Below are 16,269 nucleotides of genomic sequence, written 5' to 3'. Positions count from 1 at the left end.
ACGTGTGCGTAGTGACGAGTTGGAGTGTCATACTCGATGTGAGAAGTATTAATTGTAATACCACGCTCACGCTCTTCAGGTGCATTATCGATTTGTGCGAAATCTCTAGATTCACCACCGTATGTTTTACTTAATACTGCAGAAATCGCAGCTGTTAATGTAGTTTTACCGTGGTCAACGTGACCGATTGTACCAACGTTAACGTGCGGCTTCGTACGTTCAAACTTTTGTCTTGCCATTTTCAGACCTATTTAAGTTTATTAATGTGATACGCTCGAAAGCGTGGTGTTATAAATTAATTACTAAAAGTAGTGCTTTTAATTAGTTTATACAAGAAGAAGAGAATATTTAAGAAGTGGTGCTGATAGGCAGATTCGAACTGCCGACCTCACCCTTACCAAGGGTGCGCTCTACCAACTGAGCTATATCAGCAAAAATCTTGGAGCGGACGGCGGGAATCGAACCCGCGTTATTAGCTTGGAAGGCTAGAGTAATACCATTATACGACGTCCGCTTTGAAACGATTCTCGACTCAAGCAAAGAAGGCCGCGAGCCGACCTTTTTAAGTTTGTCGAAACGAAAGTATCAACAAAACAAGAAAAAGTGGTGGAGGGAGGTGGATTCGAACCACCGAAGGCAGAGCCAGCAGATTTACAGTCTGATCCCTTTGGCCACTCGGGAACCCCTCCACAGAACATCTTACTTGGCCTCACAACAAAGTTGTGTAAGTAAGATTTGATGGTGCCGGCTGCCGGAGTCGAACTGGCGACCTACTGATTACAAGTCAGTTGCTCTACCAACTGAGCTAAGCCGGCACTGCATCAAGTGGGGCGCATTTTATGGTAACAATTTCGATAGTGCAACACTAAAAGTAACTTTTTTTAAGTTTTATCGATCATTTGGTGATGTTTTAAACAAATCGTGCAATATTCATTAAAAAACGCGTAATTATTATCGAAACAAAAGCAAAAACGTTGCTGATTAATGGATACTAATATCGATTAAGTCCGTGAAAAACCAAGTTTGGATGGATGGAATAACTTTCTGTTAAACGTTGTTCATTCAACTTTTGAACAATAACGTCAGCGTCGCCACCTGTGAGCATTATTTTGGCTTTGCGACTAAATTGAGCTTCAAATGACATGGCTGCATTTTTTACCGCACCAACTAAACTGTTTAAACAGCCTTCATAAAGTGCAGTGGGTGTATCCGAACCAAAGACTTCCGCCGTTAGCCTTGAATCACTAAAAACACCGGGAGCCTTAACGATAATAGACTCCTGCATCAATCTTAAGCCAGGAATAATCCATCCGCCTTTATGAACGCGATCGTAAGTGAGTATGTCGACGGTCATAGCGGTTCCTGCATCGACTACAATAAGGTCTTCATCGGGCGCGAGCCAATTAGCACCTATAATCGCTAGCCAGCGGTCTACTCCCAAATTTTGATACTTTGGATAACCACATACGATACCAAATGACGTCGGTTCCGTGGTGACTGTTTTGCAAGGTATACTGTGTTTTGTAAATATTTCGAGAAGAGATTGTAATTCCGGTGGTTTTGCGACGCTCGAATAAACAACTTGGCTAATTTGGGATACATTTTTAACAATCTGTTCGTAGCTTAGTTGTACAAAGCTCCCCTCTGAATTGACGGTTCGATATTTGATCGCCGTATTGCCACAATCGATTAACAAACGCATTTTACGCTACGCCCCGCAAACTTACCTCGCCACCAAACACCTTAAAACGTGAACCATCAGCTGGATTTTCTACAATCAATGCACCACTTTGATCTATCCCTAAACAACGACCAGTTTGAGTATTTTTATTCGCAATGATATTAACCATACTATCTTTAAAAGCGTTGGCTAAATTCCATTCTTTATAAAGATTATCTAATCTGTGTTGACGGTACTCGCCCATAACGATATTGAGTTGATGACATAACTCAATGGCGATTTCATTTCGGTTAATTTGTCGCTCAGATAGTTGCTTTAAGTCGGTCCAGGGTTGATTGATTTGTTCAGCGCTCCCCTGGGGCATATCAACATTAATACCGATGCCAATCACTAAATGACAGACCCCGTCGGACTGCCCCTCAGCTTCCACCAAAATCCCAGCGACCTTTTGCTTCTGATAGAGGATATCGTTTGGCCACTTTAACTGTAGCTCTAATCCTGTAATGGCTTGGCATGCGTTTTTAACCGCGACACCTACTGCTAAACTCAATCCAGACGCCGCCGCAAGACCATCTTCCATCTTGCGGTACTGAGAAAAATAAATGTGCGATCCAAATGGGCTAACCCAAGTTCGGCCACGTCGACCACGGCCTGAGGTTTGGCACTCGGCTAAAACCGTATGCCCATCAGAGATATGATCGCTGTTTCTGATCTTTGTCATCAGAAACTCATTAGTAGAGTCGATAATTGGAAACACATCAATTGAGTTACTATTGCCTAACCCTTGACGTATTTCTTCTGCGTTTAGTAAATCAATGGACTCCGCAAGCTTATAGCCTTTACCATGCACTGAAAAAATATCTAGCCCTAGGTCTATCAACGCTTTAACGTGATTCGAAATTGCGGTGCGTGATACGCCAAACAACTGGCCGAGCTCTTCCCCAGAATGAAAATTCCCATCTGCTAATATGCTTGCGATTTCTGTTTTTAATTCTAACTTGGCCAATTTATCGAGTCCCTTTAGCGTTTTTGACGGCTGTAAGTTCGGACTCCTCGCCCTTCTTCGCCAATAGATTAAGTTCACCTTCATGACCGAAACAGCGCACTTCCGTGGATAACTCAATACCAAATTTGGCAAATACCGTGTTACAAACTTCATCCACTAAAGCCACTAAGTCTTTACCACAACCGTTGTTATTTGTATTTATCAATACAAGTGCTTGGTTTTTATGCACCGCGATGTCGTTTATGGTTTTGCCTTTTAATCCGGCTTGGTCAATTAACCAACCTGCGGCAATTTTAGATTCACCATCACTAACTTTATACAAAGGCATACCAGGAAATTTATTTGCCAGTGTGTCTGCTGTTTGCGTATCGACTATCGGATTCTTAAAGAAACTACCGGCATTACCGGTCAACTCAGGATCTGGTAATTTTGATTGGCGGATTTTGACAACTTCGGTAAATATTTGCTCAGCGGTGGGGTTATCTATATCAGCTAAGGAGCCGTAGGTTGCTATTGCAGTCCACTGTTTTGGAATTGTGAATCTCACCTTTGTAATGATCGCAGTTGCTTTTAGCTCCCCCTTAAAAACAGAGTCTCGATAACCAAAATTACATGCTTGGGCATCAAGCGTCTTAATTTCCCCGCAGGTTAAATCAAAGTAGTCGACAGACGAAATGAACTGACTAACTTCAATGCCATAGGCACCTATATTTTGGATAGGCGAGGCGCCCACAGTACCAGGAATTAACGCTAAATTTTCTAAACCATAGACTTTGTTTGCCAAAAGCCAAATGACAAATTCGTGCCAATTTTCACTTGCGGAGGCGTCAACAAAAAAGTTGCTGTTATCTTCTTCGATGGATTTCCCAAATAATTTAGGAATGACAATTTCACCATAATAATCTTCGACAAATACGCAGTTGCTGCCTTCGCCTAGTAAAATAAAATCTTTTCCATTTTTGCGTCCAATGTACCTACGACAATCTTCAATCGAGTCAATAGAGCTGATCCGTTTGGCATTTGCTTGTAATTGAAATGTATGAAAAGACTGGACTGATATCACGGGAATAACCGACAAAATTAAATGACTAATAATGCGTAATATATCAGTTACTAAAAAAATTACGCACTGCAAACATAATAAATTTACGATTACAGTGCGAAAAGCGTGCTCAACACCCGCCAGCACTAATTACTAGGCAAGGTTTATTCTACGGCTAAAACAATACGGTTATTTACTCTCTATCAGTTTTGTACGCAGTTTTTGCCATCCCTGTATACAGTCGGTCGTTAACCAATACACACAGGGAACGAAAATAAGTGTAACTATTGTTGCGGCTAACACCCCATAAGCTAACGATACAACCATTGGCACTAAAAATTTGGCCTGGACACTTTCAGCGGCTAGCATTGGCATCAAGCCAATAAATGTGGTCATTGAAGTCAAAATTATTGGTCGGAATCGAGTTTGACAAGCTCTAAACACCGCATCTTTAAAACTTAGCCCCTTTTCCCTAAATCGGTTGATTGCGTCAACCAATACTAAGTTATCGTTTATCACAACTCCTGATGCAGCGAGAATACCCAACATGGAGAACATTCCAAAACTAATATCATGGATCAGGTGGCCCATTAATGCCCCTAAAACCCCAAACGGAATTGCCGACATAATTAACAATGGTTGACTGTAGGAACGAAAAGCAATGGCCATCAACATATAGGCAACCATTAAGGCGAGCCCTTCCAACACGATAACCGTCTGCCGGAATTCATTCTCCTCTTGCATCCGCTCACCACGCCCAAACGACACTTGAGGGTGCCGCTTTTGCCATTCAGGAATATAATTTTCCCTAACGTCGATATTTAATGCACGTTGGTCTTCACCTGAATACTCAGCATAAACATACCCAGATTTAAATCCATCGCGGCGGATAATACGTTGGATACCCGCCCTGATTTCAACATCAACAATCGCCATCAATGGTATTGTGCGGCCGTCCTTGCTTCTGATTTTGAGGTTTTGTAGGGTGTCAATCGACTCACGTTCAAATCGTGAATACATGACTTTAACTCGAACATCGCCGCCAACTTTGGGTAGTCGTTGTACTTCTTGACCAAAATAAGCTTGTTTAACTTGCCTACTAATATCACGTAAATTTATACCCAACGCTTCTGTGCCTGGCTTAAGTGTAAAGACAAGTTCCTGTGAGCCTTTATCCATATTGTCGCGGAGCAGATAGATCCCAGAATACGTTGCCAAATGTTGCTTAAAGTCGGCCACGCCTTCTTTTAACGCTTCAATATCTTGCGAATTGAAACTAAAACCAACCCTAGGTTCTAGTGTATTTAGTGTCGATTTTAATTCGATTTCTTCTGCGTCAGGAATATCACCAATGTACTCTTGCAAAAATGCTGAGGCTTCATTAATCGTCATTGCCCGCTTATCATATTGAACTAGCTTTATTTCACTTGTTATCTGAGTGCCCGACAATCGCGTGTAATCATGGTCGACTAAAAAGGGACTTGGTAATTGTTCTACGTGTTCAAGCAGCCTTTTTTGACCCTGTTGGATCTGCTGCAATACTTGTAACATTCGTTCATGGGTGGCCGTAGTGGGTAAGGTAACCGCCAAACGAATTTTGTCATCGGCTATTTGAGGCATAAACGACTGGTTAATATAGTTATTATTTAGAAGACTAAAACCGATAAATACAGCGCCAACAAAAATCGCAATCGTCGTTTGCTTGTGCTTATAGCACCATTGCAAAAGTTTGATATAAAATCGTTCGTTTAGGTAGTCTAAACTTGATGCAATACGTTTTTGGAATTTTGCTAACTTAGATGGTTTTTCACTTGGTTTGTCGCCCTGTAAATGGCGCAAATGCGAAGGCAAAATAAATAGCGCTTCGAACAATGAAAATGCAAGTGAGAGGATCACAACTGTCGCAATAGCTCGCGTAAATTCTGCCGTACTTCCGGGTAAAAACGCCATTGGAGCAAACACGACCATCGTCGTTAACACACCAAACAATACCGGTTTCGCGACCTGAGTTACCCCCTCGATTGCCGCTTCTTCTCCATGCAGCCCAGCTTCATGACTTAAATGAACACTTTCTCCAATAACAATAGCGTCGTCGACAACGATGCCGATCACCATCAAAAACGCGAACAGAGATATCATGTTAAGCGAAACGTCGAAGCTTGGTAACAGCGCAAAGCTCGCAGCAAATGCCGTTGCAATACCTGCACTTACCCAAAATGCAACTTTAGGCTGTAGGAACAATAACAATAAAATGAAGACTAAGATAAGACCGCTTACCGCATTTGAAAATATCGTCATTAGCCGCCCTTGATAGGCTTCGTTCCAATCAGACCAAATGGTCAACTTGACGCCTTCAGGCAACTGTAAGTTTTTTTTGTTTACATAGTCGTTCACGTATTTAGACATTTTTGGAATATTCATGTAACTGCTATTCATGACATCGATTAGTATCGCGGGTTCACCATCAAATGTTGAAACAAAGCGACTGTCAGCCAATCCATCTACAACGGTGGCAACATCTCTTAGATATAAAGATTCTCCCCCCTTGCCCTGACGAATGATAATGTCTTCAAACTCTTGTTGTTGCTCGGCCCTATTTCTAACCGATAACATCAATACACCTGCTTCGTCGCGCACGGTTCCGGTAGATGTATTAATCGAAGAGCTTTTTATCGCATTAGCTACTTCTTCTATGGTGACACCATAGGTCGACATAGCTTGTTCCGTAACTTCAATGGCTATTTCATAGCGACCTTCGCCTTTTAAATCGACGGTTGAAATAAGCGGTAATGACGCAACTTGACGCCTAATTTCATGTGATAACCCGGTAAGTGAATCTCGATTTATGTGCCCGTGTAAGGCAATTCTGATCATCGACTTACGATTAGTTTTTTCCGTTACGACAGGTCGTTCGGTATCACTAGGCAACCCATTAACTGAATTTATTTTTTCTCTAATTTCCTCCGCGAATTCCCTTCTATCAACTCGCTCTTTCCCTCGAATTGTAATAAAAGCGCGCCCTTCCAACGCTCGGGAAATTATCGTTTTAATGCCCTCGACGTTTTTAACCGCATCTTCAAACCTGACAATAATTTGGTCTTCAATATCTCTCGGTCCCGCACCTGGCCAGTTGATGCGAATATCCATAGTAGCCATTTTAACAGTTGGAAACGGTTCCTTCTCTATTGCGAAAAAGTAGCTGACTAACCCTGCAACGATCAATGAAATCATCGCGAGATTTGCCGCGATAGGATTTTTAACCCACCAAGAAACTAACGACTTCATGCTTCAGCGTCCTTTTGCTTTCTTTTCCTTTTTGGCTTCTCGGTTTTTTCCTCGGTCAAATTATTAGGCTGACTTTTTAAGGTTCTTACGGAAACACCTGGTACTGGGGCAACAAGCGCTGAGGTAACTATTTGAATATTGTTTTTAAGCCCTTTGACGACCACGGAATGGTTGTCGCGATGGATCAGTTCAACCTGCGTAACTTGCAGTGTTTGTTCTTCATCGACATACCACACCTTATTATTTGGGTGAACCGATGTTCTAGGTAAAGTACTGGCGTTACTCACACTTACGCCTTTGATACGCGCGTTAACAAATAACCCGGGCAAAATACTATTTTGATTTTTACTCTGATAAATTTCGGCAATTACCCCTAAGGTTCTAGTCCGAGTATCAAACTGCCCTGAAGTACGCATAATCCGCCCTTCCCACTCGGTTATTTGGTCGCCCAGCTCTGTACTCAGCACAACAGGAATGCCTTGTTCGTATTGCTCTTGGTAAAAGTCGATTGGCATTTCTAATAATTTTAAGTCTTTGCCATTTAAAGAAAGGGCTACTTCCATAACGTCATTCGCATAAACCGTCGCGATGACACTATTGCGACTCACTTGCTGACCGATATTGATTGATTCCGAGCGTACCACACCGGTAAATGGCGAGGTAATATTGGTACGTTCTAATTTCAAACGTGAAATTTCCAACAAGGCTTTAGCCGCCTTTAATTCAGCTTCCGCATGTTCAAGTTGTGGGCGCCAGCGCGCTAAGTCATTGGCGTTTTTACGCCCCAAATTGGCTAATTCTAATTCAGCAACATTAGCTTGTGCTTTTACCTTTTCTAATTGTTGATTCGCCTGCGCTACCTTTGCTTCACGTTGCACGACATCCAGCAAGTAATCCCTTTTATCTAGTTGCAATAAAGTTTGACCTTTAACAACTCGACCACCAACCACTAAACTAGGGGACACAAAAACAACTAATCCTTCTACTTGGCTTCGTAAGTCTGCCTGTTGTTTTGGTTTCACTTCTCCTTGGCTATAGGCAAATAGTTGCGTATCACGTTGCTTAATACGTTCTACAAAAACTCGTAACTTTTTAGCTTTGTATTGTCTTTTCTCAGCTTCAGGTTTAAAAAAATCTAATCCATAGAGCGTCAATAAAATAATAAGAATAGCGCTTACAAAAGGGATGGAATCTACAATTTTAGTTTTTAACATGCGAATTAAACTTCTTTGTTTTATTTTCTTCTGAATTTGGTATGCCCAGCGCTAAGATTAACTGAACTCTATTTTTTAGACGTGCTGTGGCAAGCTTCATCAAATCCGTTTCAACTGACGTTCTTGTGCGTTGTGCAGATAACAACTCGAAACTATTAGCTAAACCTGCGGTATATTGAATTTCAGTTTGATTTTCAGCTTCTTTTGCTTCAGCAAATGCTCGACTTAAAAGAGACTGACGACTTCGCAAAATAAGCTCATTTTGACTTGCGGATTCGACTTCTCGCCACGCATCTAAAAGCGTTTGGCGGTATTGTTGAAGGGCGATTTCTTGCGACAACTCTAATTTTTTAGCTTGTTTAGACAAAACATCTCGATAAAAAATGGGTTGAACAATCGAAGCAGAAATCGATGACAACCAAAAATCAAAATCAAATAATTCCTCTATTTTGCTGCGCCGCGCATCCAAATCAAAATTTAATGTAAGCTTAGGGAGCTGACGTTTTTTAGCTGCATCCCAGCTAAAGCCCGCGGCCAATAAATTGGCATTTGCAGCTAGTACATCGGGTCGATTTAAAAGAATGTCCCGAGGCTTATTAAATACAACACCGGTTTCTAATTCGGGAAACGTCAGGTCTATATCAAGTTCAGATTCTGAATAATGCCCCAACATTAAGTTCAGTCTGCGTTTCGCTTCAACAAGCCTATATTGGAGGCCTTTTTGGCTTTCGCGCAATCTAAATAAGTTTGTTTTGGCGTTTCGAATATCGATACCACTCGATAGCCCATTGTCTAATCGATACATCGACATTTGTAATCTTCGATTCTGGTTTTCGATATTGTTTTTGTTTAATTCCAGTAGTTTTTTCTGTTCTATTAGGTCAAACCATGTTGTCAAAAACTGCGATTGCAATGAGTAAGTAGCGGCAACTAAATCGTATGACTTGGCTTCTGCTAACCAAGTGGTTCGTTTTGTTTCATCCCCTAGCCGATCCCACAGATCCACTTCCCATTTTACAGAGAGTCCGATGTTTGAGGAGTCTAAAAATTTTTTCTCATCGTCAACCAGAGATTGGGAATGTCTTTGTCCTGCAGCTAAGCTTGCATCTGGCCACAACTGGCCTGTTGAAATCTCGAAATCTAATTTAGCTTGTCTAAGTCTCAATCTAGCAATTTTGAGACTGATATTTTCATTACTAACTTCTAATAATTTCGCCAATATGGGATCAGGGATCTTGATACCCCACAATAAATCATTATTAGTAGCTAAAAGTTTAGTGCTATATCGCCAATCTTTAGGAATCGCCTCATCGATATTATCAAGTTTGTCCCCCTCTAAATGCTTTGGTTCAGAGGCACAAGCTGTTAAAAACATCACGAGGGGAAAAATTATTATCCGCTTCAAACTAAATACTTCCCTTAAAGACCCTATTTTTAACTCGAGAAACAAGCAGGGTAAACGTATACCCTCTTTATATCTTTTTATCCGTTTACAATCAACTAATCCAAATTTAATTCGAATCATTATAAATAACTAAACAAATAAAAATTTTCTCATAAATTACGGCGGTCAGTTAAATATAAAATCATAAAGATTGGAAATGTTGGTTCTACGTGACGATAGCTTACATGACTAAACTGTACATCTGTAGGTAATAAACCCATACAGGTAATACGACCTTTTGTGGGTACAGCCTAAAACGCAGCGTATCTCACTAACGAATAGAATTGAGTTCTTTGGTTAGCGTAAAGTCCTATATTGGAGTCATTTTGAAAATGATTAATGCCCACATCTAGAGTTAATCGAGGAAAACCAAGCCCTTTTAAATTGAGACTAGAATTAATATTAAACGAATGCCTTGTGTCTGCTCGCTTAACGTCAAACGCGTCGAGTTGCTCATCAAAGTCCAACGTATTTAAGCTGTAGTCAGCCCCAAACATTAAATTACTATTGTAGCGATACCTTGTACCGATTTCATATCGCAAGCCGGTATAACTGTTTTGTTTTTCTTTAGCGGAGGCTAAATTCATTGACCAAACACCTATTATCATTAGCTTTTGACTATAAGAGTAGTTAACTAAGACTTGAGGCCTAATAACATCCGCACTGCGGTCAAAGGAGCTTGTGTAATCATATTTGGCATATTCAAGCATAGGAGAGACGCGAATTTTATTATTTAAAAATGTCGTAAAACGAGCCCCTAAAGACGCGATGTTTAAAAGCGCTTCGCCACCAATACTAACAGATGCGAACCTCGGCTCTATGCCATACTCTGATTGACCTAACTTGGCGTGATACCCGCCAACAAAATCCACAAGCAGAGTATTTCCGTCTGGTTTATTGAGGTAGTTTGATGAAGCGATATTCATTTTTAGTGATAAGCGTTTATCATTATCTAGCAGTTTACTAATCGACGCATTTGCCCCAACAAAAACGCCATTCGCTTCTGTAGGACGCAGGTTTTCATTAAAGAAGAACTCTTTACCATATATAACAACAGATGCTGCGCTTGGTGAATTAACTAAATTATTGTCAACTAACAACCCCGTCAATAATTCTAAATTGTACTGGAGCTTTTCTGGGTTAACTTTGCGCATTTCTAATACTTTTTTATGTACATCCGGCTCTAAACTATTGAGATCTAGTACACGTTCATAAATATCTTCTGCGAGATCAAATTCACCTAAATACTGGTGAATAATAGCTAAATCTAGGTAAGGACGTGCTTGTTCAGGATCTTCTTCTATCAATACCTGAAAATAATTTTTAGCGTCGTCATATAAACCCAATCCCGCAAAACACTGTCCCTGAATATAATAAATATTTAGTTGAAGTTGTTTTACAATCGGGTCGTTAGACGATTCGTCTAACGTTGGCAATAGCTTTAGTTTAACGCAAGCTTCCGCATATTTTTTGTCTTTTAAAAGATTTATAGATTCGAGTAATTCGGTATGAATAGCTCTTAAATCCTGTTCAGAGCGAGCATCGAATGAACATATTAATCCCCAAACGAGAGTAAAAATGGCGGCAAACTGTCTTAAATTATGCATTTGTTACTCTTTTATCAAACGAGGATGAACACATTAATACTACTCTTTGGCTGGATATATAAACAAAAGTATTCATATTAAAACCTAATGATCTCTTCCGCTGGTACCGGTAACTCATATATCAGCGCCAAATTTAAGTTTCGTTGAATGCTGGCATTTAGATAGGTATCTATAAGTAGCGGTGGCGCGCCTAATTTTAATACTTTAGGCGCTTGATCCACACTATAAATTTTATAACCGATATCCTTTAGTCCCATTTTTGGCAACACATCGATATCTTCGATTTTACTGATTACAGCAGCCATCACCTCTGGGGTTTTTAAAGCATCGGCTAAGCTAATTTCTGATTGACTAAATATATTAAGCTGTTCGATTAAATAATCTGGCAAAATTTGCTGAACATTCCTATGCAATAACATACGAGCTAATTCAACGGGGCTATCTTGATACGAAAGTACAAATTCGAGAATTTGCTGTTTTTGCCCCTCGGCAATTACAAAACTATCACCGGCGAGTAGCTTCTCTTTCACCAGTACAATGTTTGCTTTGTGTTGTTCTTGGTAAACAGTTTCAATTCGTTTCTTAATTGATTCATATTCAAATAGACTTTCGTAGAGTTTCTCGCGAACTCTATTAACATGATATTCAGCAGACAGGATCCCCTGCATATGTTGTTGATTCTCGAGTTGATTGAACAAAACAAACTCTTCATTAACATTGTGCTGATTTATTTGCTTCGTTTTATATTGATCAAACTTCACCAAAGAATCGCTATAAGTTTTAGTCACTGCGGCTAGTTCAGAATTAAACCGTTTTATATCGTGTTCTAATAGAGAAAACCTATCTAACACTTCCGGCTCGATTAGCAGTAGCTTTTCAATAAAAGTTAACGAAAATCGTTCTTCTACACCTTTTTCCAGTAAATCATTGGCATTTACTTTTGTGTCTGCCAATGACTTATTGATAGGTGCGCAGCACAATAACAATAAGATAAGCATTTTTTTCATTAAGTTACTTTCCATCAACCAATAGCTCATTAATCTATAGTCCCGCTTGTATCTGTGACCGATTGGTAAGTCGCTGTAATTGTGACATCTCCATCGGCGAGTCGTGTCGCTAAACCACGAGTCTCTTCTGCATTACTAATTATAACTAGCGATTCATCCGAGCTTGTCCAAACAACTCGGTTGGTATAATCCACTGGGTCGCCACCGGTATATGTTCCCACTACAGTGAACTGTTGCGTACCATCAACAACAATAGTTTGTGTGTCAGGTGAAATCGTTAGTGTGCTTAATGTTTCATCTGTTCTAGTGAGCGCGTAAGTACCTGATATTGATGTATCTGGCATTTTTGCCGTGATAGTTACTGCCGCTGTACTGTCTCCTAAACTGGCGATTTGTCCTTTTAAATCGGGTGCGTTACTAACGTAAACCGCAGTTGGCGTATTTGAAGTCCAAGTGACTTGTTCGGAAACGTCGAGTGTTCCACCACCAGCGTAATTAGCGGTTGCGATTAAGTTTGTTACGACATCCTTACCCATGTCATTAAAGCTTGTCGCATGAGTAATTGTTATACTGTCAAAGTTATCTACTGCGTTTGTCGATAAGGTTACATCCCCAGATGTCACTGATTCAAGACCTGTGTCAGTAAACCATTCGGCTGTAAATGCTACTGTATCGCTATCTGTAATTGGCAATACAGGCATCATCAAGCCCTTCTCACCACTTGCGTTACTCACAGTCGCTTTGCTCGACGCTGAACTTGACCATAACACTTGCTCGGTTATGTCTTCGACATAACCACTTGCAAAGTTTGCATATGCTTTTAGTTGATAGCGTCTAGAAACTTTTGTCGCCCCATTGTCATTGACTTCAGTTGGTACGTTACCAAGTGTTATGCTTGTTATTGCGTTAACGACTGTAACCGAAGACGTACCACTAATTGCACTCAACGTCGCGGTCATATCAACATCGGCACCAACAGCAATTGCAGCCCCTGCGTTTGTGATAACCGTAGTATTTGCACTGCTCCATGCCACTTTATCAGTAATATCTACAACAATGTTTTTGCTGCCTGTGTCGTAGGTATATAAACCATAAGCTTTGAAGTCGACTGTTTTACCGCGTCTGACAGTAGGATTTCGAGGGTATACTTCTATGCTAGCTAATGTACCGGATTCAACGGTAAAGCTAGTGACATTAGCTGTATTAACCGAATCATCTGCCGTCACTGTGCCTGTAACGGCTGTTGCACTAAAGCTAACAAGCCCTGCACTATCGACGGTTGTTTCGGTATCACTCGGCGCTGTATTTGACCACAAAGCGGTATATTTACTGATGTCTAAAGTTTGATCATTACTTAATAACATGTAACTCGATAACGGATAACTAGAACCTTGAACAACTGTTGCCGCAGCCACTGAGTTTTGAATGCTACTGACAGTTATGCCATCCAATAACGTCAATCCTGCTGTTCCTACCGTATCTGGCGTGGTTGAGCTATCGGTTACCGTAATTGTTGCAGAGGTTTCATCAGCACTTAATGTTGCAGTAGACACGTTAATATCACCGGTATGTGCTGTTGTAAGATCCGTATCGCCGTCAAATATAATTAGGTCTACTGTGTCACTCGCTTCCCAATCCAAAGCATTAGGATAAACAGCTGTGGTTTTGTCAGAATATACCGCCACTGGGGTATATATCATAGTTTGCGACTCAGCTAATGCATTATCGCCATAACTATGTATTTCTAATGATTCTATGACTGGCTCAACCACTGTTAAATCTATGGTTGCCGTAATACTGTCATCCGCTGTTAATTCCACATCAACAGCCGTGGTATTAGACGATTCATCAAGGCGAATGGCTTGTACTTCGCCATAATTTGTCGCCGTGTCTAGTGAGATCAAAGCTGGATCTAGTGTTGGCGTCGACCAAGTCAAACTTGTTTTATCAAATGCCGAAGTGTCAGAACCATCACTGTAGGTGAATGTGGGTACAACCGTCAATGTTGTTCCAAGCGGTACATCGGTAGAAGATGTGCTGGATGCTAAACCTACGCTAAGAGTAGGTTCACCGATAGTAATAGTTATTGTTTTGGTTACTAAATTTGATGACCCGGTCTCTTCTGGAACAGAAGCCGTTAGAACCACCGTATTAGTTTTTGTTGCCGTATTTGGAATACTTATTCGAGCAAGAGCATTCACTGTGCCTTCATCGATTATCGTCACGGTTGCATCGTCTGTGTCAGCGCTCGACCAAGTCATAATTGAGCTTAGATCCGAACGACTTACAGTAGAACTATCCGTTTTAGTCGCCGTGGCTATGACATCGATACTTGTGCCCCGAGGCACAGTTTGGGAAGCTTGATCTAATGTAATGCTATTGATTAAAGGTACTGAAGCTGTGATTGTCACAGAACTTGTAATAGTCGTTGCTGAGCTGGCCCCGTTTTCGGCGCTCACCGTAATGGTTGCAGTGTCGCCACTACTAGCGGAAGCCGTTACGGTAACAAGCCCAGTATCTGCATCCACTGTGAAGTCGGCATTGTCACTGCTCCAAGAGATGTCAGTTAAGATAGTTGTAGAGGTATCTGAAAGGACACCTGTAACTGATAAATCAATATTGTCCAAGACTTCGACAGTAGAGTCGCCTTCTGGTATTGCCAATGACGTCAATAACGGATTGGTTATAGTTACGATAAAAGTATCTTCAACCGTTGTTGATGAACCATTCACTATAGGCGTTGTCACTTTAATGGTTGCTTGTGCACCAATTACCGAAGCATTGGCTGAAGTTACTTCACCACTACTAGAATTTACGGTTACAGCACATGGGTCTTCTAGGCAGCTCCAAGTTAAATCGTCGAGCAGACCATTTGCGGTACTAGATAATGTCCCATCAGCAGACAAGGTTACCGAAGTTCCCCGCGGAAGAGCGCCACTTGATGTTGTTATCTCGACTGCAGTAACTTCTGCAGGGTCTACCGTCAATGTTACCGTATCAGTAATAAACGTAGATGAACTTGACGACTCCAACGCTTTAGCGGTAATAACAACAGATTCGCCGTCCGTAGCATCGGTTTTAATGGTTACAACACCGTTTCCATCAACTGTTGCAACATCTTCATCACTACTTACCCACAATACCGAAGTTGGAATGCCAGACCCGCCGTCAGTGAGCGTGCCAGCGACACTGAGTGATACCGTTTTACCAATAGCGACATTTGTTTCAGGTGACGTTATAGTAAGCGACGCTAAATCTGCCGAACCTACTGTGACAACAACCGTGCCTTCTACTAACGTTGCCGAGCCTGTTTCAATAGGTGCAGAGACTTTGACCACTGCAGTATTGTTTATCGTAGCAGTGTTCGGAATAGTCATTGCGCCACTACTGCTATCAATTACCGCGTTTGCCGTATTTAAACTGCTCCAAGTCAATGTTGTTGGTGTTCCTGTTGAATTATCAGATAAAGTCCCCGTCGCGGTTAATGTCGTTGTTTTACCTCTGCCTACAAGGGTTTCAAACGAATCGATAGCTATTGAAGTCAATACTGGGTCGCCAACAGTTAGAGTTAATGTATCCGTAACATAAGTGCTTCCACTTGATAATTCTAAAGCTTTAACTTCAATGTCAACGGTATCTGTCGTCGGAGTAGCCCCAGGCTTTATGGTAACCAAACCACTGCTGTCCACCGTAGCAATCGTCGTATCACTACTACTCCAAATTTGAGTTGTTAACAAGGTTGTACTGGTATCAGACAGTAGCGCCGCCACAGAAATTTGTTGTGTGGTGCCAACCGGAACCGTCGTCTCGCTTGCTGACATGGTCAACGTTTCTAATATTGGCTGCCCAACTGTCACAATTACCGTACCGGATACTGTCACACTAGACCCACTTTCGACTGGCGTGGTCACTGTTATAGTTGATTGACTGCCCACTGCGGCGGCATCATCAATGAATACCACACCGCTAGCGTTAACCGTTGC

The 16,269-nt window shown here is 41.3% G+C and carries 10 protein-coding genes and 4 tRNA genes; all 14 read right to left on the bottom strand.

All coding sequences use genetic code 11. The annotated features are described in order from the left end of the window. Positions 1–239, bottom strand: a 239-nt coding sequence (locus Q4575_RS19300; protein WP_303523901.1) for a GTP-binding protein, incomplete at its 3' end; no start/stop codon positions are given. A gap of 117 nt (positions 240–356) precedes the next feature. After that, positions 357–432, bottom strand: a tRNA-Thr gene (locus Q4575_RS19295). A gap of 8 nt (positions 433–440) precedes the next feature. Then, positions 441–514: transfer RNA gene (locus tag Q4575_RS19290), tRNA-Gly, on the bottom strand. A 90-nt stretch (positions 515–604) separates the two neighbouring features. Further along, positions 605–689, bottom strand: a tRNA-Tyr gene (locus tag Q4575_RS19285). A gap of 50 nt (positions 690–739) precedes the next feature. Continuing rightward, positions 740–815, bottom strand: a tRNA-Thr gene (locus tag Q4575_RS19280). A 176-nt stretch (positions 816–991) separates the two neighbouring features. Next, a complete protein-coding gene (locus Q4575_RS19275; RefSeq protein WP_215961984.1) occupies positions 992–1,702 on the bottom strand; it encodes a type III pantothenate kinase in 711 nt (236 codons plus the stop codon). A 1-nt stretch (position 1,703) separates the two neighbouring features. Next, the gene (gene birA, locus Q4575_RS19270) at positions 1,704–2,687 is read right to left on the bottom strand and encodes a bifunctional biotin--[acetyl-CoA-carboxylase] ligase/biotin operon repressor BirA (RefSeq protein WP_303523900.1); all 984 of its coding nucleotides are present in this window, start codon (positions 2,685–2,687) and stop codon (positions 1,704–1,706) included. Between the two features lies 1 nt (position 2,688). Then, complete coding sequence (gene murB, locus Q4575_RS19265) at positions 2,689–3,750, bottom strand: UDP-N-acetylmuramate dehydrogenase (protein WP_303523899.1); 1,062 nt, start codon at positions 3,748–3,750, stop codon at positions 2,689–2,691. A gap of 168 nt (positions 3,751–3,918) precedes the next feature. Then, positions 3,919–7,014, bottom strand: a complete 3,096-nt coding sequence (locus tag Q4575_RS19260; protein ID WP_303523898.1) for an efflux RND transporter permease subunit — start codon at positions 7,012–7,014, stop codon at positions 3,919–3,921. Further along, on the bottom strand, positions 7,011–8,228 hold the full coding sequence (locus Q4575_RS19255) for an efflux RND transporter periplasmic adaptor subunit (protein WP_215961988.1): 1,218 nt from the start codon (positions 8,226–8,228) through the stop codon (positions 7,011–7,013). The genes Q4575_RS19260 and Q4575_RS19255 overlap by 4 nt, the downstream gene beginning before the upstream one ends. Next, complete coding sequence (locus Q4575_RS19250; protein WP_303523897.1) at positions 8,215–9,633, bottom strand: TolC family protein; 1,419 nt, start codon at positions 9,631–9,633, stop codon at positions 8,215–8,217. Before Q4575_RS19250 ends, Q4575_RS19255 begins: the two co-directional genes overlap by 14 nt. Positions 9,634–9,923: 290 nt before the next feature. Continuing rightward, positions 9,924–11,279 carry a surface lipoprotein assembly modifier gene (locus Q4575_RS19245; protein WP_215961990.1) on the bottom strand — a complete coding sequence of 452 codons (1,356 nt, stop codon included), beginning with the start codon at positions 11,277–11,279 and terminating at the stop codon, positions 9,924–9,926. 77 nt (positions 11,280–11,356) lie between these two features. Next, on the bottom strand, positions 11,357–12,286 hold the full coding sequence (locus Q4575_RS19240; RefSeq protein ID WP_215961991.1) for a hypothetical protein: 930 nt from the start codon (positions 12,284–12,286) through the stop codon (positions 11,357–11,359). A 29-nt stretch (positions 12,287–12,315) separates the two neighbouring features. Continuing rightward, on the bottom strand, positions 12,316–16,269 hold a 3,954-nt coding region (locus Q4575_RS19235), incomplete at its 5' end, for an Ig-like domain-containing protein (RefSeq protein WP_303523896.1).

This window comes from Psychrosphaera sp. 1_MG-2023 (assembly GCF_030548245.1).
Classification (GTDB): domain Bacteria; phylum Pseudomonadota; class Gammaproteobacteria; order Enterobacterales; family Alteromonadaceae; genus Psychrosphaera; species Psychrosphaera algicola.
The sequence above is the reverse complement of the archived record's forward strand: the minus strand, read 5'-3'. Positions and strand labels throughout refer to the sequence as shown.